The 21,422-nt window shown below is 42.5% G+C and carries 19 protein-coding genes and 1 pseudogene; 12 read left to right on the top strand and 8 right to left on the bottom strand.

Features of this window, described 5'->3' with window-relative positions:
* Nucleotides 1-139: 139 nt before the first annotated feature.
* From BO48_RS08605 to BO48_RS08595, 3 genes are all read right to left on the bottom strand, one after another.
* Nucleotides 140-2,203 (bottom strand): TRAP transporter permease, encoded by a 2,064-nt coding sequence (locus tag BO48_RS08605; RefSeq protein WP_496367032.1) that lies wholly within the window; start codon nucleotides 2,201-2,203, stop codon nucleotides 140-142.
* On the bottom strand, nucleotides 2,196-2,720 hold the full coding sequence (locus tag BO48_RS08600; RefSeq protein WP_496367031.1) for a DUF1850 domain-containing protein: 525 nt from the start codon (nucleotides 2,718-2,720) through the stop codon (nucleotides 2,196-2,198). Before BO48_RS08600 ends, BO48_RS08605 begins: the two co-directional genes overlap by 8 nt.
* 117 nt (nucleotides 2,721-2,837) lie before the next feature.
* A complete protein-coding gene (locus BO48_RS08595; protein WP_496367030.1) occupies nucleotides 2,838-3,881 on the bottom strand; it encodes a TAXI family TRAP transporter solute-binding subunit in 1,044 nt (347 codons plus the stop codon).
* A gap of 534 nt (nucleotides 3,882-4,415) precedes the next feature.
* Between BO48_RS08595 and BO48_RS08590 the strand changes: the two genes are divergently transcribed.
* The 4 genes from BO48_RS08590 (at nucleotide 4,416) to BO48_RS08575 (ending at nucleotide 8,144) form a co-directional block, all read left to right on the top strand.
* Nucleotides 4,416-4,634, top strand: a complete 219-nt coding sequence (locus BO48_RS08590) for an SUMF1/EgtB/PvdO family nonheme iron enzyme (protein ID WP_496367133.1) — start codon at nucleotides 4,416-4,418, stop codon at nucleotides 4,632-4,634.
* 125 nt (nucleotides 4,635-4,759) lie between these two features.
* On the top strand, nucleotides 4,760-5,095 hold the full coding sequence (locus BO48_RS08585) for a hypothetical protein (protein ID WP_496367028.1): 336 nt from the start codon (nucleotides 4,760-4,762) through the stop codon (nucleotides 5,093-5,095).
* A gap of 299 nt (nucleotides 5,096-5,394) precedes the next feature.
* Complete coding sequence (locus tag BO48_RS08580) at nucleotides 5,395-7,005, top strand: BCCT family transporter (RefSeq protein ID WP_496367027.1); 1,611 nt, start codon at nucleotides 5,395-5,397, stop codon at nucleotides 7,003-7,005.
* Nucleotides 7,006-7,388: 383 nt separating this feature from the next.
* Entirely contained in the window at nucleotides 7,389-8,144 is a 756-nt protein-coding gene (locus BO48_RS08575) for an aggregation-promoting factor C-terminal-like domain-containing protein (protein ID WP_496367026.1), read from the top strand.
* Between the two features lie 60 nt (nucleotides 8,145-8,204).
* On the opposite strand, the pseudogene BO48_RS08570 reads toward BO48_RS08575, so the two are convergent.
* Nucleotides 8,205-8,673: pseudogene (locus tag BO48_RS08570) on the bottom strand (NAD(P)-dependent oxidoreductase).
* A 56-nt stretch (nucleotides 8,674-8,729) separates the two neighbouring features.
* Complete coding sequence (locus tag BO48_RS08565; protein ID WP_496367025.1) at nucleotides 8,730-9,272, bottom strand: recombinase family protein; 543 nt, start codon at nucleotides 9,270-9,272, stop codon at nucleotides 8,730-8,732.
* 129 nt (nucleotides 9,273-9,401) lie between these two features.
* Here BO48_RS08565 and BO48_RS08560 point away from each other — a divergent pair, with 129 nt between their 5' ends.
* From BO48_RS08560 to BO48_RS08550, 3 genes are all read left to right on the top strand, one after another.
* Nucleotides 9,402-10,853: a SulP family inorganic anion transporter gene (locus BO48_RS08560; RefSeq protein WP_496367024.1), complete on the top strand. Its 1,452-nt coding sequence runs from the start codon at nucleotides 9,402-9,404 to the stop codon at nucleotides 10,851-10,853.
* 16 nt (nucleotides 10,854-10,869) lie between these two features.
* Complete coding sequence (locus tag BO48_RS08555; protein WP_496367023.1) at nucleotides 10,870-11,283, top strand: universal stress protein; 414 nt, start codon at nucleotides 10,870-10,872, stop codon at nucleotides 11,281-11,283.
* 69 nt (nucleotides 11,284-11,352) lie between these two features.
* Nucleotides 11,353-12,060 (top strand): DsbA family oxidoreductase, encoded by a 708-nt coding sequence (locus tag BO48_RS08550; protein ID WP_496367022.1) that lies wholly within the window; start codon nucleotides 11,353-11,355, stop codon nucleotides 12,058-12,060.
* Nucleotides 12,061-12,118: 58 nt separating this feature from the next.
* Here the strand turns inward: BO48_RS08550 and BO48_RS08545 are convergent, their stop codons facing one another.
* Entirely contained in the window at nucleotides 12,119-13,513 is a 1,395-nt protein-coding gene (locus BO48_RS08545) for an MDR family MFS transporter (protein WP_496367021.1), read from the bottom strand.
* A 268-nt stretch (nucleotides 13,514-13,781) separates the two neighbouring features.
* Between BO48_RS08545 and BO48_RS08540 the strand changes: the two genes are divergently transcribed.
* Nucleotides 13,782-14,738, top strand: a complete 957-nt coding sequence (locus tag BO48_RS08540) for a 2-hydroxyacid dehydrogenase (RefSeq protein WP_496367020.1) — start codon at nucleotides 13,782-13,784, stop codon at nucleotides 14,736-14,738.
* 52 nt (nucleotides 14,739-14,790) lie between these two features.
* Here the strand turns inward: BO48_RS08540 and BO48_RS08535 are convergent, their stop codons facing one another.
* Together BO48_RS08535 and BO48_RS08530 are read right to left on the bottom strand one after the other, a co-directional pair.
* Complete coding sequence (locus BO48_RS08535) at nucleotides 14,791-15,555, bottom strand: pirin family protein (RefSeq protein ID WP_496367019.1); 765 nt, start codon at nucleotides 15,553-15,555, stop codon at nucleotides 14,791-14,793.
* 16 nt (nucleotides 15,556-15,571) lie between these two features.
* Nucleotides 15,572-17,275 (bottom strand): ABC-ATPase domain-containing protein, encoded by a 1,704-nt coding sequence (locus BO48_RS08530; protein ID WP_496367018.1) that lies wholly within the window; start codon nucleotides 17,273-17,275, stop codon nucleotides 15,572-15,574.
* Between the two features lie 312 nt (nucleotides 17,276-17,587).
* On the opposite strand from BO48_RS08530, the gene BO48_RS08525 reads away from it, so the two are divergent.
* The 4 genes from BO48_RS08525 (at nucleotide 17,588) to BO48_RS08510 (ending at nucleotide 21,348) form a co-directional block, all read left to right on the top strand.
* Entirely contained in the window at nucleotides 17,588-18,031 is a 444-nt protein-coding gene (locus tag BO48_RS08525; RefSeq protein WP_496367017.1) for a LytTR family DNA-binding domain-containing protein, read from the top strand.
* Nucleotides 18,031-18,417 (top strand): DUF3021 family protein, encoded by a 387-nt coding sequence (locus tag BO48_RS08520; RefSeq protein WP_496367016.1) that lies wholly within the window; start codon nucleotides 18,031-18,033, stop codon nucleotides 18,415-18,417. The genes BO48_RS08525 and BO48_RS08520 overlap by 1 nt, the downstream gene beginning before the upstream one ends.
* Before the next feature lie 167 nt (nucleotides 18,418-18,584).
* Complete coding sequence (locus BO48_RS08515) at nucleotides 18,585-18,953, top strand: ArsR/SmtB family transcription factor (RefSeq protein ID WP_496367015.1); 369 nt, start codon at nucleotides 18,585-18,587, stop codon at nucleotides 18,951-18,953.
* Nucleotides 18,946-21,348 (top strand): heavy metal translocating P-type ATPase, encoded by a 2,403-nt coding sequence (locus BO48_RS08510; protein ID WP_496367014.1) that lies wholly within the window; start codon nucleotides 18,946-18,948, stop codon nucleotides 21,346-21,348. Before BO48_RS08515 ends, BO48_RS08510 begins: the two co-directional genes overlap by 8 nt.
* Nucleotides 21,349-21,422: the final 74 nt, after the last annotated feature.

Genomic DNA, 21,422 nt, shown 5'->3' with positions numbered 1-21,422 from the left:
ATACCTCATAGTGTATGCTGGCTTTAATTTTACATCGATTTTAAATGTCATCCGTCCCTGCCTAAGGAGACTGTTTCCTGTAAAAATTAATTGGCAATATAAAATGCATCCTCATATGAGGATGCATTTCTTTAATAGTTTAACCTGCACTCTGTGCTTCTTTATTTTTACCGGTGCCGCCCTTTATTACAAACTGTAAGATAATCAACAGTGCAAAGGCCGGGATACCGATAATATCTGACATCGTACCAGGGTACATTAGAAGCAGTCCTGTCAGGAACGCGATTATTCTGACATACCACGGGATCTTCCTATACCAGTAACCAACCATACTGGCCCCGATGGCGTTCATACCCATCAATGCAGTAATGACGATAAAAGTGACTTCCCAAACGTTTGTATCTATCATTAATATCTCCGGCTGAAGGACGAACATATAAGGAATAATAAATGCGGCTATCGCCAGTTTGACTGCGTTTCCGCCTGTCCGCATCGGCTCTCCTCCGGATATCCCCGTTGCCGCAAAAGCGGCAAGAGCAACTGGTGGCGTAATATCTGCCACTATACCAAAGTAAAAGACGAACATATGCGCCGCAAGTACAGGCACTGCAACGTCCAACTGATCATTGAGGGCAAGAATTGCCGGCAGTGCTATCGTCGAGGTAATGATATAGTTTGCTGTAGTTGGTGATCCCATACCTAAAATAATGGAAGCAATCATTGTAAATACCAGCGTGAGTATTAGTTGCATATCCACATTAAATGCAAGAGTTCCAGCAATATCAACGAGCATGTTACCGAATTTTAATCCCAGGCCGGTTCTTGTCACAACACCAACAATGATACCCGCACAAGCTGTAGCCGCTGCCACCCCCAACGCTGTCCTGGCTCCTGAGGTCAGAGCGACGATAAACTTACTCGGAGTGATTCTTGTATCTTTACGGAACAGACTGACAATAATAGTGATTGCTATACCATAAAGTGCAGTTCTTTCAATACTGAACCCCTGAAACAGAAGCCATACGATTGCTACAATTGGAAGTAATAAATGTATTTTCTTTAAAACTTCCAATTTATTCGGCAGTTGATCCGACGGAAGCCCAAGCAGACCAATTCGTTTTGCTTCGAAATGGGTGACTATCCATATTCCTGTGAAGTATAAAAGTGCAGGTATGGTCGCTGCTTTTGCGATATCCCAGTAACTTTCCCCTGCAAATTCAATCATCAGAAAAGCTGCCGCACCCATAATCGGCGGCATCAGCTGACCACCGGTGGAGGAGGCGGCTTCAACCGCCCCGGCAAAGTTTTTACGATAACCCAATTTTTTCATCATGGGTATGGTATAAGAACCTGTTGTTACCGTATTGGCCACTGAGCTCCCCGAAATCGTACCATTAAGGGCGCTCGAGAAGATTGCCACTTTTGCCGGCCCGCCGACACGTTTTCCGGCTATGGCCAAAGCAAGGTCATTAAAATACGTTCCCACTCCAGTTTGTACGAGGAAAGCCCCGAATAACAGAAACAGGAAAATATATGTTGAGGAAACTGCTAATGGTGTACCCAAAATACCTTCAGTTGTGAAGAACATAGAGTTGACCAGCTGGTTCAGACTAAGTCCCCGGTGGGCTAGTCCTCCAGGCATTTGTGGTCCAAAATATGCATAGACAAGAAAAGCGCCGGCCACGATTACAATCGGTAAACCTACGGCTCTTCTTGAAGCTTCCAGAACAAGTAAAATAGCCAAAGCACCTATGACCAACTGAGCTTCGGTGACACCGCCAAGCTGCTGGACTATCGTGTCATAATATACCGGCCAGTATCCGGCTACGATAATGGATAAAACTGCGAGTATATAGTCATACCAGGCAACCTTTCTTTTTGGACCGCCTCTTCTTGCAGGAAACAGCAGAAAGATCAGTACAAGCGCAAAGCCCAGGTGGACCGTACGCTGTACATAAGCCGTGTATTGCCCAAACATACCTGTGTAAATCTGGAATAATGAAAATGCTATAAGTATCAGGAAAACGATGGTGCCAACGATACCGGTAAGATTCCTGGTGTTTGATTCAGTATCATATTTTTCTATCAGTCTATCTTGTTCTTCCCGGGATAATTCTTCTCCTGCTGCCTGTTTCTCTTCTATTCTCTTATCTTGCTGTTCCTGTGCATTTTGCTCCTCACTCTGTTTTTTTGAATCACTCATGGACCCTCACCCCTTGTATCATTTGCCATAGAGACAATTTATCAATTTTTATGGTAAACCAGGCACCCGGTTCAAAATAATTATTAAACTCTGTAATGTATTCATGATCTGAACCCCATACAAGCCTGTGTTCTGACACTGCCTTACCATTTCTCAATTTAATTTCAGGAAAAATATTTTCCATATTCTTTATGTGATATTTACCGTCCTCATAAACGAATTCTTCATTCCCCTGTGCATTGGAAGGCATTCCGATTCCAAACTCCTCATAAACTATCTCATACTGTTGTATATCTTGATTTTCCAAAACAATATACTTTTCCACTACATCAGTTAAGTGAATAGAGTGGGTGAAAATAATCTGGAAAGTATCCCCATCTTCTAACGGTAAGTATGCTTCGATATCACTTGTATTTTCTTCATAAAATGTGAGCGATTGTTTAAAGGGAATAAATAAAATTATTAATACTGTAAAGAGAAGGATGACAGGTAATAATATCATTAAGAATTTTTTCATGTATCATCCATCCAAAATAAGATTTTCACTCTAAAAGCACTCTTAAAATAAGTATTGACCGGGGCCATCACATGAATCCGTGATTGACCGCCGGTCATATCATTCATTAATTATATTTTACTCTGCACTTACGCCCTGCTCATCGAAGTATTTTTGTGCACCCGGGTGCATATCTATACCGATACCGTCCAGAGCACTGTCGATTGTAATATCTTCAGCTCTCGCATGTGCCATTGAGTCTGTGTTTTCGTAAATAGCTGCTGTGACATCATATACAGCATCCTCGGACAAGCTGTCTGATACTGCAATCATTGCAAGTACTGCCACTGTCGTTACATCTTCTTCAATACCGTATGTGCCTGACTCTACAGTGTCTTCAGCATAGAATGGGTACTGTTCAACCAGTTCGTCAATCTTATCCTGTTCAATTGGAAGAATTTTCACATCAACTGTAGCTGTCAATTCTTCTACAGCACCAGTTGGCGTACCACCTGTGATAATCGCTGCATCAATGTTTCCATCTTGAATGCCACCTGTAGATTCACCGAAATCAAGATTTTGAGCTTCAATATCGTCCTCTACACTCAAACCGTGAATCTCAAGAATCTGTTCAGCATTATAGAATGTACCGGAACCCGGTGCACCAACTGAAACTGATTTACCTTCAAGGTCTTCAACAGATTCTATACCGGAATCAGCCGTCGTTACAATCTGAACTGTCTCAGGATAAAGTGATCCCAATGCCAACACATTTTCAACAGCTTCACCTTCAAATGCGCCGGTACCTTCTACAGCCTGAGCGACTGTGTCAGTTTGAACCATTGCAAGATCTGCTTCTCCTGCCTGCAAATCAACTATGTTATCTGCAGAGGCGTTTGACGAAAGTGCATCTGTTTGAATGCCCGTCTCATCAGTGATGTTTGAAGCCATTTCACCACCAAGCGGATAGTACGTACCACTTGTACCACCTGTCAGCAATGTCAGGAAGTCAGGCGTTTCTCCTTCGGCTTCAGCACCATCTCCGGAATCTTCGCCACCGGATTCTTCTGTACCTTCTGACTCTGCACCATCTTCACCTGAGTCATCGCCGTTACCACATGCTGCAAGCACCAACATAAACACTAACATTGTAGCCAGTAACCAAAACTTGTTTAATTTCATTTGACATCCCCCTTGTATATTTATTCTTACTATAAAACTTTATCTCTGTTTCAAAAAATTGTCAATACTCAGTAAATTGTTTCTTAATAATAATTATGCATCTTTCCCAATATTATTAAACACTCCAGAAAACGTAATAAATATCTCTCCTGGTATAAAGTAAAAACTCAGGCCAGTTATCAATCTACCTATTAAGTACACTAGAAATTCTATTAAATCAGTATATTCAATCCATAAACATTGTTGCTTTATTTGAGTATCGTTATTCTATATTATTATAACATTATTTTGTTAGCGCTTACAATTGAATTTTCAGAAAGAGAGGAGCGGTTCAAATAGAACCCCATCAACATAGGAATTGTTGCAGTGCGAGGAGAGAGTCCGTCACAGATCAAAAAAAGAAAAAGACAGTAGTAAAAGACATCACGTCTGCTCCTGCTGGAACAGTGACTAATAATCAGGTTTTCATACCCGGAGGCAGTTTTTTATGGGAACCAATGATAAAGACGGCCATCCTGAGGATGGAGAAAGACCATCAAAAAAATTAAAATCAATTCATTTTTTATGGATACCCAGACATTGACAAACAATGATTTTAAGAAGTTTGTTGATGACACGGGTTATATCACTGAAGCGGAACGGTACGGTTGGTCTTTTGTCTTTTATCAGTTTGTAAGTCGTCCAATTAAAAGTAAGGTCAAAAGAATGCTGCAACAGACACCTTGGTGGCTTGTCATCCAGGGAGCCTCATGAAAAAAATCCGAGGGTACAGATTCCAATATTCAAAGCAGGATGGATCACCTTGTAGTGCATATCTCATAGAAGGGTGCACGGAGCTATGCACGCTGGCTAGGTAAAAGGCTGCCGACGGAAACAGAATGGGATATGCCGCCAGAGGCGATCAGAGATTTACTATCACTTCTGAGGCCGAACTCGAACATGGATCTCATGACATCAAATTTGAATTTGAAAATACAGGTGAGAACCAGGGGACAGCAAAGTTATTCATCAATGATGAGACCACTGGTGAAACTGATATAAAAACATTACCTTTTAAAACTTCATTTGAAGGTTTGGACATGGGTCAGGATAAGCTTTATTCTGTGAGCCCTGAATATGAGGAAGAAGGAGATTTTACCTTTACCGGTGAAATTGAATTTGTAAGCTTTGAGTTTGAAGAAGCGAAATATATATTGTCTGACGAAGTAGAGTAGTAAAGTTAAAGACAGACCTTTTGGAATCATAATCCTTAGACGGTCTGTTTTTTTTGAAATAGTCCTGTACTATATATATTTTATAACGCCGTCCGATACTTCATAAACCCTTATAAATCAACGCATTTTTTGAGCAATAATTTAAAAATAACGCTGAGCATTACATATAGCCTGCTGATTATTAAAACCTGCGTTGCCCTTTAAGTTTGAATTTGTTATTATCAATAGGTTATTCATTTAGATAAAAGTAATAATATTGAATATAATTCAATGTTTATAAAATTTTAAGGAGCAGATTAATGAAGGATTCTTCAAATCCCAGCAAAAAATTATCGAATGTCTTTATATATTCTGTAATTATCGTCACCTCACTGGTAATTATCGGTGTGATAAATCCAGAACAGTTCGGAGCAGCTTCAGGCACCATATCAAATTGGGTGAGCAACTATTTCGGATGGTATTATATGATCATTACATCTGGCATGTTATTCTTTTGTATATTTCTTGTTTTCAGTCCGATTGGTAAATTAAAGTTAGGTAAACCGCATCACGAACCAGAGTTCAGTACACGTTCATGGCTGACTATGTTGTTCAGTGCAGGTATGGGTATCGGTATGGTATTTTACAGCACCTCCGAACCTATCGCACACTATTTCATGCCTGCAACAGCCGAACCCGAAACGGAAGAGGCAATGCTGGAAGCTGTCCGGGCCACTGTCTTCCACTGGGGAGCACATGCTTGGGGCATGTATGGTGCAGTCGCACTTGCTCTTGCCTATTTCCAATTTAGAAAAGGAGAGTCAGGTTTACTCTCTAAAACACTGCGCCCGATATTGGGTGACAGAGTTGACGGTCCTGTCGGTGTAGTCATTGATGTTCTGACAGTATTTGCAACAGTAGTCGGTGTCGCTGTTTCACTGGGTGTAGGTACGACTCAGATTAACGGTGGACTCAATTATTTATTTGGTGTACCCATCAACTTGACGATGCAGGGCGTCATCATTGGTGTCGTTACTGTACTTTTCCTTGCAAGTGCATGGAGTGGATTAAGCAAAGGCATCAAATATTTAAGTAACTTAAATATGATAATGGCAGCAATATTGCTTTTAGCTATTTTAATATTAGGCCCTACGATGCTGATATTGAATATGCTCCCTACAGCTGCCGGAGAATACATTAATACATTTGTCGCAAGAACATTGGATGCCGCACCTATGAATGATCAGAAAAATGATTGGTTGCAGACCTGGACAATCTATTACTGGGCATGGTGGTTAAGCTGGAGTCCATTTGTAGGTATTTTCATCGCGAGAGTTTCAAAAGGCCGGACTGTACGTGAATTTGTTATGGCACTTCTTTTAGTGCCGACTTCAATCGGTATCATCTGGTATACGGTATTTGGCGTCACAGGTATCGAAGTCGCCAGCAAAGTACCGGAAATACTTGATTTCGGACCGGAAACACAGCTCTTCGCGATATTCAATGAAATGCCGATAAGCATACCATTATCAATCATTGCAATAATATTAATATCTTCATTCTTTATCACATCAGCAGATTCTGCTACCTTCGTACTTGGTATGCAGACTTCTCACGGATCATTGCGACCAGCAGCAAAAATTAAAATTGTCTGGGGTATCGCATTGTCATCCATCGCATATGTACTGCTTCTTTCAGGAGGAGAAACAGGCCTTGAAGCCTTGCAGTCTGCAGCGATTATCGCAGCACTGCCATTCAGTTTTGTAATTATTATGATGATTTTATCATTCTATAAGGATGCGAACGAAGAACGAAAATATCTCGGACTTACGCTCACTCCGAACAAACACCGAATGAAAGAATACCTTTCAAAAGAAGAAGCAGAGTATCAAAAACAAATAGATGCAGGTATTGATGAAAAAGATTTATAGAAATCCGTCACTTCATTTATATGCTTGATGCTAATAAATAGATCTGAAAAGCTCCAAATACCAAGTTCCTATTTGGCATTTGGAGCTTTTTGATTTCCCAGACTGTCTTTACATCAAAATGACATGAGACTGTGATTCCACTGATTTGAACAACAAATTATGTCCTCTCCATGGCAGTATTCAGAAATAATACAGTGATATTTCAATGTTACATTCAAAACTATAATTGTAATTTCATTATTATTGGACTGTAACCTGCTGAGAAAAATTCTGTGTTACATTAGGTCTTGCCTTGAAATTTAAGGCTCATAGTGAAATTTAATCTTTAAGGATTAATGATGAATCACTAATTAAAACGTACCTTTTTTGGAGGAATTAAATTTATGAAGAAAACAATATTAACTACAACTCTCGCTCTTGGACTGGGTGTCGGCGGCTTGGCAATAACTGATGATGCAGAAGCTTCAGAGCAGAATATCGATAAACAAAACCTTGCTGAAATGGCTCAGGCTGAATCAGAAGAATTAAACAATGCGCCACTTCATGAAGGCGAGTACCACTATAACTTCGACCTGAATCAAGTAAATTATGATTTTCAGTCAGATGGTGTAAACTACACATGGGCTTATAATGGTTATAATAACCAGTCAGTTGAAAATACAGAAGCGCCAGTACAGACTTCTGAAGAAGCTGCACCACAAGTAACTGAAGAGTATGTTCAGGAAGAACAGCCAGTTTCACAGGAAAGTGCAGAACAAACACAACCTGCAGTTCAGGAAACTGAAGAAACTCAGGAAGCACAGCCGGTAGAGGAACAACCTGCAGCACCAGAGCAGAACGTTGAACAGCCGAAACAAAATACTCAACAGCAAGAATCAACAGCTAACGGTTCTACTAAAGAGCAGTTCCTTGCTTCCGGCGGCAGTGAAGCGATGTGGAACTCAATCGTAATGCCTGAATCCAGCGGTGACCCAAATGCAGTCAACCCACTTGGCTACCAAGGCCTTGGCCAGACTAAAGAGCATTGGGGTACAGGATCAGTTGCAACACAGACTGAAGGCATGATCGACTATGCAAATGAACGTTATGGTTCAGTTGAAGAAGCAATTGAATTCCGTGAAGCAAATAACTGGTGGTAAAATTTCACCCCCAATATTAAAACCTGCGATGTCTGGAAAATTTCAGACATCGCAGTTTTTTTATTTATACATATATTGAGTTGCAATTCCGACCGCAGTATTTTCATAATTGGAATTCCTCAGAGCTTTTATAATAAAATGCGCGACATCGGTGCGCACTATTGAGCTTGATTTGCCCGGCACACCCGTTTCGGCTTCCTTGTACTTTTCGGTGAATTCTTTATCAGACAGTCCCATCGGACGTGCGATTGTGTAATTTAAACCGGCTGCTTCAATATGGTGAACCGCTGCACGGTGATCTGCCAAAATGTTTTTCAGCAGCACCATAACCAATTTGCCGCTCATTCCGGTCAATTCTTTATGTACACCTGCTGAAAGCATCTCCCTGTATGACTTTTAAATTTTCATGTGCAACTTCAAGCTTTGCCGGCATGCGTACAAATGCCGTTACATCAAAACCGGCTTCAAGCCCTTGTTTCACCACACATTGGCCGACACCGCCTGTCGCTCCATAAATTATGGTTTTCATGATAAGCCATCTGTTCATTTTAATTGAATGAATTATAAAACTTTAAATAAAGATCATTACCTTTCCAAGTGTCTGTATAATGTCGCTCTGCTGATATTCGTCTCTTCTTTAATTTCATCAAGCGTATATTCTTTGGTCATATACATTTCAACCGCTCTTTTAATATTGTCATCACTTCTCTTCGGCCGGCCCATCTTCTTTCCATCTTTGATTGCCTTATTAAGACCGAGCTGCGTTCGGAATTTGACAACATCACTTTGGAAAGTGGAGATTTCATCCAATACCTGTTCAAAGGTATACTCCGACTCAGGAGAAATTGAGAGCACAGGATTAAGAACTTTTATATGTACCGACTTGCTGCTGCACACATCTATAATATCTGCGAGATGCTTTGTAGAATCGGCTAATATACATAAATCAGTGACAATCAGTTCATCATTTGCCTGCAAAATTTTATCAAGAAGTGTATCCAGCTGATTTCTTCGTTTATTTTCTGGATGATCTTCTATATAAATTTCTTTTGTATGTGTGTTTAACTTTTTCTTTTGGATTGAAACTGCATCATATAATTCAATTGGCCGGATATAACCATATTTCATTTGATTCCTCTCCTATCTTTACAATATTATAACATTATTTTTTCTGTTTAAGTTCTCAAAACTGGTAGACTTATGAAACTATTCTGTTATACTTGCTTTAGCTATTTTAAAAGATTAGGAAGTGTATTTATGGTTGAAAAATTTAAAAGAGAATGGTTGACAGCACCGGGCACTAATATTTTGGCAGGCATTGTTGTTGCTCTGGCATTAATACCGGAAGCCATCGCATTCTCAATCATTGCCGGGGTCGATCCGATGGTTGGATTATACGCCTCATTTCTTATTGCCGTCATAATATCCTTCGTCGGCGGACGACCTGCAATGATATCAGCTGCCACTGGAGCTATCGCACTGCTGGTTACCCCTCTGGTCAGCGAGTACGGTGTGGATTATCTGCTTGCAGCGACGATACTGATGGGTGTCATTCAAATTATATTAGGTATTCTCAAAGTCGGCAAACTGATGAAATTCATCCCTAATTCGGTGATGATCGGCTTCGTCAACGCTCTTGCGATCATGATTTTCATGTCGCAGTTGGAGCATATTTTCGGAATATCAATAGATACATATATTTATGTCATCATTACGTTATTTATCGTATATGTCGTACCAAGATTTTTCAAAAAAATACCGGCACCGTTGATCGCACTTGTCGTTTTGACAAGTATTTACCTTATTTTCGGTTCAAATGTCAGAACGGTGGGTGATTTGGGGGACATCGATCGTTCTCTGCCAAGCTTCTTCCTTCCGGATGTGCCGTTTACTATGGAAACATTGATGATCATCCTGCCATACTCAGTATCGATGGCGCTTGTCGGTCTTGTGGAGAGTCTGCTGACAGCAAGAATCGTCGATAATGCAACAGACACATACAGCAGTAAGAACAGGGAATCACGCGGCCAGGGCATCGCAAACTTCGTCACCGGTTTCTTCGGCGGCATGGGTGGCTGTGCAATGATCGGCCAGTCTGTCATCAACGTCAGGTCCGGTGCAACAACACGGTTATCCACTTTCACAGCGGGTGTTTTCCTGATGTTCCTGATCATCGTGCTAGGTGACTGGGTCGTACAGATTCCGATGCCGATATTAGCAGGTATCATGGTGATGGTATCCATCGGCACATTCGACTGGGGCTCTTTCAGATTCCTTCAAAAGGCACCGCGTACTGACGCATTTGTTATGCTGATTACAGTCATCATTGTTTTAATGACTGACAATCTGGCAATCGGTGTCATCGTCGGTGTCATCTTCAGCGCACTGTTCTTTGCGACCAAGATTTCAAAAGTGGACGTCCATTTGGAAGAAATGGCCAATACCATCACTTTACGTTTTGAAGGCCAAATATTCTTTGCTTCGATAGATACGACAATTGAGCAGATTGAATTTAAGAAGTATGATAAACCGGTACAGTTGGATTTTTCCAGGGCACATTTATGGGATGATTCCGCCGTGGATGCAGTGGATACGATTGTCAGAAAGTTTGAAGAGAAAGGTAATACCGTCTACGTTCATCAGCTGAACGCAGACAGCCGAAAAATCGTTAAAGAGTTGAGCCAGATAAACGAACAGCATTTAACTTAAGGAAAGGAGAACATATATGTATAAAACAATCCTGCTTGCGGCAGATGGTTCCGACAACAGTTTCCGTGCCGCAGAAGAAACTTTGAATTTCATCAATGAAGGGACGGAAGTCACCATACTCAATGTCATTGACGCAGAAGGTTCCAAAAATGATGTCCTTCACAGCAGTCCTTCAGAAAGTATCATCCATAAGCGGAAGGAAAAGCTCTCAAAGATCGTGGGTTTATATGAGAATAATAATGTTTCCCACAAGATTCTCTTCGAACACGGTACGCCAAATGAAACCGTAGTGGCCTGCGCAAATAATGGCATTTATCAGTTGGTCGTCCTCGGAAGCAGAGGACTGAACACCTTGCAGGAAATGGTCATGGGCAGTGTCAGCCATAAAGTTGCCAAAAGATCCAATATTCCTGTAGTCATAGTCAAATAATTAGAACAATGCTTACACACTCCCTATAATGGAATGAACTATGGTAATTCTTATAAGGAGAATCGTTTAATGAAAATTGAATTTGTCCATGATGTCATTTGCAGCTTCTGTTTCCCGATGTCATACCGCATGCGTAAAATTAGTGAGAAATATCCAAAGGTGGAAGTCACACACCGTTCTTTCGCACTCGGATGGGAAAAAGAACAGTTCGAGAATATGTTCGGATCTCACGAAGCAGTGAAACCTGAAGTGATGGGGCACTGGGAACAGGCCAATGAAAATGATGACTTGAAACGTTTCAATATTGACGGCATGAAGGCAGAGGACTTCTTATTCCCAACTTCTAAAAATGCACTGATTGCAGCGAAAGCAGCCGGAATTATGGCCGGTGAACAAGCTTACTGGGAAGTGTTTGACGCCCTTCAGCATGCACTGTTCACTGAAAATCAGGACATATCAGATGTCGCTGTGATTGAGTCAGTCATTGAAAATACATCACTTGATTTCACGGCGTGGAAAGGTCAATTTGAAAATAAAGAGACCGAGCAGGCAGTGTTAAGGGACCTGGATTTTGTCAGACAGAATGGCATCAACAGTGTACCGGCGCTGATTATAGAGGATAAATACCTGATCAGCGGTGCACAGCCCCAGTCAGTCATTGAAAATACGATCGAAGAAATCGCACAGAAAGAAAATATCCAGCTCACCGGCCTGCAGCAGATGGGCAGTGACGCTGATGCATGCCGGATGGTCGATGGCCGGTGGATATGTGACTGAACAAAAAATCAGCACGTCAGATTTGACGGACTGATTTTTTAATGGGTTTTTATTTTAATCAATCTCCGGGTTTTACTTCTTCTTTCAATCTGAAAGAAAGTATAAATCCGAGGAAGGATGCGACACCTGCAACGACAAAGGATATATTGACACCATGAATGGAACCTTCCATACCTTCCGATGGAATCGCGGCGGTGCTCATCACCGTTACAAGAATCGCAGTACCGATTGCCCCTGACACCTGGCGGAATGTGTTGTTTACAGCCGTACCATGCGGTATCAGATCATTCGGCAGCTGGTTGAGCGCCAGTGTCGTCATCGGCATCATGACCATGGATATGGACATCATACGCAGTGCATGCATGGTCGCCAAATAAGTGAAGCTGGTTTCTGTACTCAAGTCTGTGAATCCAAATGTGGTCACGGCAAGTATAAACATCCCAATTCTCGCAAGCCACTTACCACCGAACCTGTCGAACAGATATCCGGTAATCGGGCTTGAAAAGCCCATAATAATCGCACCCGGCAACAGAACGAGCCCGGATTCCAGGGCAGAAAAGCCGACCATATTCTGCATGTAGAGCGGAAGAATGACATTCGTACCGATCATCGCGGCAAAGACGACCATGCCGAGCGCAGTCGCCAGACTGAATGTATTATTCTGAAACACTCTGAACTCGAGCAGCGGTTCTTTTAATCTCAACTGTCTTGTTATAAAGGAGTAAAGTATTAATCCGCCGCCGATTACAGGCAGCAATACCTGCCAGCTGAGCCAGCCCATATCGCCGGCAACACTGAAGCCGTATAAAATACCCCCAAATCCGAGTGTAGAAAGAATGATGGACACAACATCCACTTTCGGATTTTTAAGTTCCGTAACATTTCTGAGCAGAAAATATGCTGCGATTATGTCTATGACAGCTATAGGGAGCACAACGATGAATACGCTGCGCCAAGGGAACTGGTCGACCAGAAATCCAGACAGGCTCGGTCCGATTGCCGGGGCAAATGCAATGATCAGACCGAACAGCCCCATCGCGGTCCCTCTTCTGTTAATAGGGAAAGACAGGAATAGAATGGTCTGCATCAGAGGCATCATGATACCCGCACCGGATGCCTGCAGTACACGGCCGGCCATAAGTATAGAAAAATTCGGTGCAATGGCACATAATAATGTACCAAGTGTAAATAATCCCATCGCAGTCAAAAACAGTCTGCGTGTCGTAAATTTATCAATTAAAAAAGCCGTAACAGGAATCATAATCCCGTTAACCAGCATGAATATCGACTGCAGCCACTGAGCAGTACTCCCGCTTAAATTAAGATCATTCATTATCGGCGGAAGGGCAGTGCCAAGAAGCGTCTGGTTCAAAATTGTGACGAAAGCACCTGACAGCAGAACGATTAAGAGCGGCAGGTTCTTTTTAAAATCGAATGAATCTGAGTTTGACATATTATCCAGCTTTCTTATTAATATTTATAAAATACATCAATGAAACATATTAACATAATAAATTAATATATTATACTAAACAGCACAAACCCAAAATATTCTTTCAATTAAACATAGTACACAATACGGATGGTCGAAATGAAAGTTAAACGTTATGATTTTATTGATATAATATCAATTATGAATCTTTAAATACTTTGTAATGTCATTTAAAAGTTTAAATGGTTTTATTTAGGCTAAATCAATTAAAAAGAAAGCAGGTTGAATTATGGCAAAGATCTATAGCGCGGTAAAACTGCCTGAATCGGCAGTGAAAATCATTAAAGATCAAAATATCGAATTGAATATGCACGATGAATTGACCACTCCGGCCCAGAAGCAGATTATTGAAAACGTTAAAGATGTGGACGGGCTGATTACAGGGGTCAATGTCCAGGCGCCGGCTGAAGTCATCCATGCGAACCCGGCCATGAAAGTGATCGCAAACGTAGGTGCCGGCTTCAACAATATCGATATTGAAGAAGCGAAGAAGCATAATATCGCGGTGACGAATACCCCGGTCCACAAGTCTGTCGCTTCAACGGCAGAACTTGCGATTACACTGATGCTCGCATTGTCACGCCGTGTGCTGCCGGGCCAGGAAATGGCTGAAAAAAATGAATTTGAAGGCTGGCAGGTCATGGGGTACTTGGGCGGCAACCAGGTCATCGATAAAACACTTGCCATCGTCGGATTCGGACAGATCGGCCAGTATATCGGCAAACTTGCCCAGGCGTTTGATATGAAAATTTTGTATGTAGACCATGAAGAGAAAGAGACAGATATCAATGCTGAAAAAGTATCTCTTGAAGAGGCTTTGAAAGAAGCAGACTATGTTATTACACAAGTGAACTACAATGAAACATCCCACCATCTGTTCGGCAAAAAACAGTTTGAACAGATGAAAGATAGTGCTTATTTCATCAATACTGCACGCGGCGGTGTGGTGGATGAAGAAGCGTTATACGAAGCTCTGGAAAATAAAGAGATACAGGCTGCAGCACTCGATGTGCATGAAAAAGAACCGCATATCAATGAAAAGCTCGCCAAACTTGATAACGTCATTTTGACACCGCATATCGGGAACGATACTTATGAAGCGAGAGATCAGATGGCAGAAACGGCGGCTGATCAGGCTGTCAAGGCTCTGACAGGCCAGACGCTTGACCATCAGGTGAATCAATAAATACGATAATATAATGAAAAGCATCCATTTCTCAATGGATGCTTTTTTGCTTCTATTTCTGATATCTTTCCATATTGTTACGTTTGTGACCGCTGAAATTCCCTTTGAGTGTCATCGGTGCGTTCAGATTGACGAGAAACAGCACGAGTGTCGAAGCTTCTTTCAGCTTGATAATCTTTAAGCTGTCGGGGCCGTCCGTAACAGCATCTCCTTTATGAAGCGTCTCTCCCTGTACTTCAATACTCCCGTCCATAACATAGAGCCACGGTGTCATACCTTCCCTGGCAGGTATTTTAAGTTCATCACCGGCACTGCCATGCACATCCATTACTGCGACATCGTTCCGAACAGTCATCGGCGGTGCCATTGATGCAGGCCCCGCAATCAGATTCCACTCGGAATCAAACTTGATTTCCCGGTCCCAAAACTGGACCCCGGGTGACACATCCGCTTTTTCTGGACGGATTAATATTTGCAGCATCTCATTACCTTCGTCCGGGGTCGATTCTTCATGATAAAATTCATGTCCTGCATTCATGACCATTAACTTATTCGGAGTTAGAAGCTCTTTATTGTCATCTGTATCACGATGGAGCATCTCTCCTTTGTAAAGATAGCTCAATATTTCATCATTGTGGTGCAGATGCATCTTAATGCAGTAGTCTTCTGCCAGGTTCACATGGTCGAACCGGCTGAGTGGACCGAAGGCGTAGTCTTCCCGGTCAAAATCCTGATAAATCAATCCCGGCCGTCGCGTACGCACTTGAAATCTGTCATCGCCGTAGCGGAAATACTGGTCATTTCTGAGTATATTCATAATATCCTCCTTAACATTATTTCACTTTCATACTGCGGTAACGGTTAAGTGCCCCGATGAATTCCTGCTTTCTGGGCAACGCCAAATTGCCCGGATGGCCGGAATATGGGGAGATGGCATCCAGTCCGTTCTTTTCGATATGATCGTATATCCGGTCAGCTGCCTGGGACAATGTCAGTCTGTCATCGAGGATCTGATTTCTGAAATACTCGATCATTACTGAAATGCAGTTGGTCTGGCTGTCATCGACCAGCTGTTCCAGACCGGAAATTTCAATCGGTTCTCTGCCATACAAAATCGTTGTCCTGCCTTTAGTTTTCAGTCTGGATTCCTTGCCGGATTTCGGGAAGCCGGCTTTTAACGGTACTCTGTCGGTAATTTCACCGAATACACGGTCTGATAGATCGTCTCTCCTGTATCCTTCCATACCCGTAATTTCCTTGGCTGCTTCCGTCACATCTTTCAATCCGTATTCATCCATCATCAGCACCCGGTCTGCGACATCGAAATAGTCGCCGGACCCGCCGACAATGAGTATCGTTGAAACATTTTTATCCTCATAGAGCGGTTTTACTTTGCTGGAAAACGGTGTAATCGGTTCTTTATCCTGAGCGATCAGTTTCTGCATACGTGCATCCCGGATCATGAAATTCGTTGCCGAAGTATCTTCATCAATCAACAGCAGCCCGGTATCCGCTTCGAGTGCCTCCATGACATTGGCCGCCTGTGAAGTACTGCCGCTCGCATTTTCTGTTGAAAAGGTATGGGTATCTTTCTTTGCCGGCAGATTATTGATGAATGTACTGATGTTGACCTTTTCAATATTACGGCCGTCTTCCGCACGTATTTTCGAAGCATTATTTCTCGTAATGACCAGTTCCCGGCCGTCTCCTGGAATATGGTTATAGACACCGCGTTCCAATGCCTGAAGGAGGGTCGACTTGCCGTGGTACCCTCCGCCGACAATGAGTGTAATACCCTCTGTGATACCCATGCCGGTAGCTTTCCGGCCGCTTGGAAGCGCAATTTCAACTTTTAGATTTTCCGGACTTAAAAACGGTACAGCATCCTTCAAAGGCTTGTCCGATACACCGCTGTGTCGGGGCAGTATGGCTTCATCAGCGACGAACGCGACAAGATTTCTATCATCCAGTTCTTTTCTGATATGAACCTGATCCATCATCAGCGCCACATGTTCCCGAAGTGATTCTCCGTCAATATTTTGATACTTCAGCGCATCTTCGGCGATTGAAGGCAGAAGCCCGGTAATGATGCGGGCTGCAGCTTTTCCAAGTATCTTCCTGCCCGCAGCCGGCAGACCGACTTCGAAGCGCACTTCCAGTTCCTGCCCGTTTATGACGACTGAGGTCCGCTCCAATATTTCCTGCCCGGGACGGTCGATCATAATTTTGATATTTTTACTATTTCTATCAGCTGCCTTTATTTGTTTTCTGATGCTTTCTTCAAATATTCGTGTCAAAAAATCTGATACTGCGATTTTTTTATTTTTCGAATCCAGCAGATCAGATGGGAAACCCGCTGTCTCCCGGTTCACAATCATCCGCATTTTGGATGGCGGGGCAAACGGATCGACCTGCACATGGTCGATTGCCAGCCTGAAGTCGTTGAACCTGTAAATACCTATCAGTTGTTTATAGGCACCGTACTTCTGGCCATCGAGATTGTTCAGCTTGGATTCAAGTTGCTTTGCATCTTTCATACATACGCTCCTTCTGATAAAAGTATCTTCACAATACATATACCAGTTTAACAGTGATGAAAAACACGGAAAATTGAAATACACCGGTTTATAACCACTCGTCTTTTACCGGTCAGGGAAGATTTTCGACCGCTTGCGGAAAAATCGCCCGCCAGCCCAGTTTACCGTTATATACTGGGGGCAACAAAACAAAGGAGATGCATGATATGGAGTCAATTATAAAGATACGCTCATCGCAGTCATCTTATTAAAACCCCTTGCAAAATCAACGGGATTATATGCAGAATAAGTTAACTGTTAAGGGGGATTTCCATGAAGACTGAACTGATTATAGACAAACAATTAAATGATGATGAAATCAAGATTCATACGAAGAACACGACAGTCGGCGCACGCATTCTATCATTCATAGATCACTTCACGACTGACAGGGAAAATCTGGCCATCCGTTCAGATGAAGAATTTTTGATGGTTCAGAAGTCCGATATCATCTGCGCCGAAGTGCAGGATAAAACGCTGACGCTCTATACGACAGAAGATGAAATTGTTACAACGAAAACTTTAAGCGCCCTTATGGAAGAAATAAAATCCGAAACATTTATGAAAGTATCCAAGTCCGGAATGCTGAACATCCAGATGATCAAACGTGTTGAACCGTCATTTTCAGGCAACCTGACTGCACGTATGATAAACGGTACTAAAGTGAATATTTCAAGACGTTACGTACCATCATTAAAAGAAAGGCTGGGGATTTGATGTTTACTAATTTACTCAGAAGTATCGCAATATCCATAGGTCTCGGGAGTTTCATCTACTTATTGAATGGTGTGACCGGCGCATTTACAACAGTTACTCCTGAAGAAATAATTTCTGTCTGGATCGCAGCAGCATTCATAGGTGTCGCATCGTCACTGTACTATACAACAATGGCAAGCGCTCTTGTTACTGTCGTCCAGTTTGGAACAGGCATCATCGCGTTTACCACCATCGCGGTTTTCAATGGATGGATAGCCCTCAATCCATCAAGTATCATTTTCTATGCCGGGGCAACATTTGTTATCATGCTCATCATCTTTCTCGTGTTCTATATCATTTCTGTTCTCGACAGCCGAAGAATCAATGAGAAATTAAATAAAAAATAAAATATTGAAATTTATGAGTCCTCAATTTCGAACAATCCAATTTCAGGGTTGTTCGTTTTTTATTATAAATAAGTATAGAACCCATTCATTCAAGCAGGGACTTGAATTAAAATGATATTGCTTTTATAATATATTCAAACGAACATTTGAATGAAGGATTGATTTTCATGAATAAACAGGATACTTGTGAAATCTTCTGCTATGACGAAGAGAAGATCAACAAAATACAGGGTGGTATGGAAAAGGTGGATATCAACGGGATCTCACAGCTTCTGAAGGCGATTGCCGATGAGACGAGGGCTAAGATTACATATGCCCTGTGCCAGGAAGAGGAGCTCTGTGTATGTGATATCGCCAATATAATAGATGCTTCAATTGCGAATACTTCACACCACCTGCGTACTCTTGATAAGCAGGGCATCGTCAAGTTCAGAAAAGAGGGCAAACTCGCTTTTTACTCGCTGGATGATGATCATATCAGACAGATTATGATGATCGCGTTGACCCATAGAGAAGAAGTGACAGCCAATGTCTGAACAGCTGTTAAAAGATTTTGAAGAAGAAACTAACACATACCGTGTTGAAGGCTTTTCATGTGCCAACTGTGCCGGAAAGTTTGAAAACAACGTCAAAAAATTACCTGATGTTCAGGATGCAAAGGTCAATTTCGGGGCGTCAAAAATATCTGTGCAGGGTGAAGCTTCGATTGAAGAACTGGAAAAGGCAGGTGCTTTTGAAAACCTTAAAGTACTGCCGGAGAAACCGAGAAGACGGGGACCGGAAATCATTAAAAGTAAGAATGTATATCACGTGAACGGCTTTTCATGCGCAAATTGTGCTGGAAAGTTTGAAAACAATGTTAAAAAAATCTCCAATGTTCATGATGCCAAAGTCAATTTCGGCGCGTCGAAAATTTCAGTGTATGGTGAAGCGAACATTGAAGAGCTCGAGCAGGCAGGCGCTTTTGAAAACCTGGAAGTGGTCCCTGAAACACCGGTGCGCACATCTGTCACTGAATATGAACCGAAAGAAGATAAGGTTCCATTTTACAAAAAACATAGTACATTAATTTATTCCGCGGTGTTTATGACCCTAGGTTTTCTTTCCATGGCAGTCAACGGCAATGACAACATAGTAACGGCTGTCCTGTTCATTACATCCATGATTGTCGGCGGCACTTCACTGATGAAAACCGGCTTTCAAAACCTCGTCCGTCTCGAATTTGATATGCGCACACTGATGACCATTGCCGTCATCGGCGGTGTACTTATTGGTGAATGGGCAGAGGTCGCGGTAGTCGTGATTCTCTTTGCCCTCAGTGAATCACTTGAACGCTTCTCCATGGACCGTGCAAGAGAATCCATCACTTCATTGATGGATATTGCTCCCAACGAAGCATTGATCAGACGACATAATGAGGAAATGTCTGTGCATGTGAACGACATCGACATAGGTGATATCATGCTCGTCAAACCCGGCCAGAAGATTGCGATGGATGGTGTGATTGTAGATGGCTCCTCATCCATCAACCAGGCTGCAATTACCGGAGAGTCGGTACCGGTTGAAAAGCACAAAGAAGATGAAGTTTTTGCCGGCACGCTTAATGAAGAGGGTTTTCTTGAAATAAAGATCACCAAACTTGTTGAAGATACGACGATCGCGAAAATCATCCATCTTGTTGAGGAAGCACAGGGTGAACGGGCGCCTGCACAGGCATTCGTCGATAAATTCGCGAAGTACTACACACCGGCCATCATGGCATTGGCAGCACTTGTCGTTGTCGTACCGCCGCTGTTCTTCGGGGCTGCATGGGGGCCTTGGATCTATCAGGGACTTGCTGTACTCGTTGTCGGCTGTCCGTGTGCACTTGTCATCTCGACACCGATATCGATTGTATCCGCAATCGGTAACGCCGCAAAGAAAGGGGTACTCGTCAAAGGCGGTATCTACCTTGAAGAAATCGGGGCTATCGATGCAATCGCATTTGATAAGACCGGCACACTGACTAAAGGTGTACCTGTGGTGACTGATTTTGAAATGATTAACAGGCAGACCGATGAAAACAGAATGCTGTCCATCATTACAGCACTTGAATACCGTTCCCAGCACCCGTTGGCATCTGCAATTATGAATAAGGCAAACGGTGAAAACATGTCTTATTCGGATGTGACTGTAGAAGATTTTTCTTCGATAATGGGCCGGGGAATCAGCGGTAAAATAGATGGCACTTACTATTATGTCGGCAACGCCAGACTGTTTTCAGAGTTATCCGGAATGCGCTTCTCTGATGAAATTAAAAATACTATCTCTTTACTCCAGGAGCAGGGTAAAACTGTCATGCTGGCAGGAACAAAAAACAGCATTGAAACAATCATTGCTGTTGCAGATGAAGTCCGTGAAACGAGCCGGGACACTCTGCGCAGGCTGCATGATGCAGGTATTAAAGAAACTGTCATGCTGACAGGAGACAACCAGAGCACCGCGAATGCGATTGGGGAACAGGTCGGAGTCACAAATGTAAAATCTGAACTTCTGCCTCAGGATAAGCTTGAAGTCATCAAACAGTTAAAATCAAAACACAAACGGGTAGCCATGGTCGGTGACGGTGTCAATGACGCCCCCGCGCTCGCCGCATCAACAGTCGGTATTGCAATGGGCAGCGCCGGTACGGACGCTGCACTTGAAACAGCAGATGTCGCACTGATGGGAGATGATCTGAATAAACTTCCATTCACAATCAGACTGAGCCGCAAAACATTGAACATCATTAAAGCGAACATCGCTTTCGCAATCGGTATCAAAGTCCTTGCATTGCTTCTCGTTATACCAGGGTGGCTGACACTTTGGATTGCGATACTTTCAGATATGGGCGCGACAGTGCTCGTGGCATTGAACAGTATGAGATTGATGCGCGTTAAAGAAGATGAATGATTTTATTTTTTTAAAGCTTGAGTTTGAGCTATCCGGTTTTCTCCGGGTAGTTCAATTTTCTTTGATTTGAAAAA

The sequence above is a fragment of the Lacicoccus kunmingensis DSM 17847 genome (assembly GCF_059568765.1).
Note: the sequence above shows the minus strand (reverse complement) of the source record. Positions and strands in the feature narration are given on the sequence as shown.

Coding starts and splice junctions, on each gene's coding strand:
- BO48_RS08605 (WP_496367032.1), bottom strand. CDS start 2,203: ATGAGTGATTCAAAAAAACAGAGTGAGGAGCAAAATGCACAGGAACAG.
- BO48_RS08600 (WP_496367031.1), bottom strand. CDS start 2,720: ATGAAAAAATTCTTAATGATATTATTACCTGTCATCCTTCTCTTTACA.
- BO48_RS08595 (WP_496367030.1), bottom strand. CDS start 3,881: ATGAAATTAAACAAGTTTTGGTTACTGGCTACAATGTTAGTGTTTATG.
- BO48_RS08585 (WP_496367028.1), top strand. CDS start 4,760: ATGGGATATGCCGCCAGAGGCGATCAGAGATTTACTATCACTTCTGAG.
- BO48_RS08580 (WP_496367027.1), top strand. CDS start 5,395: ATGAAGGATTCTTCAAATCCCAGCAAAAAATTATCGAATGTCTTTATA.
- BO48_RS08575 (WP_496367026.1), top strand. CDS start 7,389: ATGAAGAAAACAATATTAACTACAACTCTCGCTCTTGGACTGGGTGTC.
- BO48_RS08565 (WP_496367025.1), bottom strand. CDS start 9,272: ATGAAATATGGTTATATCCGGCCAATTGAATTATATGATGCAGTTTCA.
- BO48_RS08560 (WP_496367024.1), top strand. CDS start 9,402: ATGGTTGAAAAATTTAAAAGAGAATGGTTGACAGCACCGGGCACTAAT.
- BO48_RS08555 (WP_496367023.1), top strand. CDS start 10,870: ATGTATAAAACAATCCTGCTTGCGGCAGATGGTTCCGACAACAGTTTC.
- BO48_RS08550 (WP_496367022.1), top strand. CDS start 11,353: ATGAAAATTGAATTTGTCCATGATGTCATTTGCAGCTTCTGTTTCCCG.
- BO48_RS08545 (WP_496367021.1), bottom strand. CDS start 13,513: ATGTCAAACTCAGATTCATTCGATTTTAAAAAGAACCTGCCGCTCTTA.
- BO48_RS08540 (WP_496367020.1), top strand. CDS start 13,782: ATGGCAAAGATCTATAGCGCGGTAAAACTGCCTGAATCGGCAGTGAAA.
- BO48_RS08535 (WP_496367019.1), bottom strand. CDS start 15,555: ATGAATATACTCAGAAATGACCAGTATTTCCGCTACGGCGATGACAGA.
- BO48_RS08530 (WP_496367018.1), bottom strand. CDS start 17,275: ATGAAAGATGCAAAGCAACTTGAATCCAAGCTGAACAATCTCGATGGC.
- BO48_RS08525 (WP_496367017.1), top strand. CDS start 17,588: ATGAAGACTGAACTGATTATAGACAAACAATTAAATGATGATGAAATC.
- BO48_RS08520 (WP_496367016.1), top strand. CDS start 18,031: ATGTTTACTAATTTACTCAGAAGTATCGCAATATCCATAGGTCTCGGG.
- BO48_RS08515 (WP_496367015.1), top strand. CDS start 18,585: ATGAATAAACAGGATACTTGTGAAATCTTCTGCTATGACGAAGAGAAG.
- BO48_RS08510 (WP_496367014.1), top strand. CDS start 18,946: ATGTCTGAACAGCTGTTAAAAGATTTTGAAGAAGAAACTAACACATAC.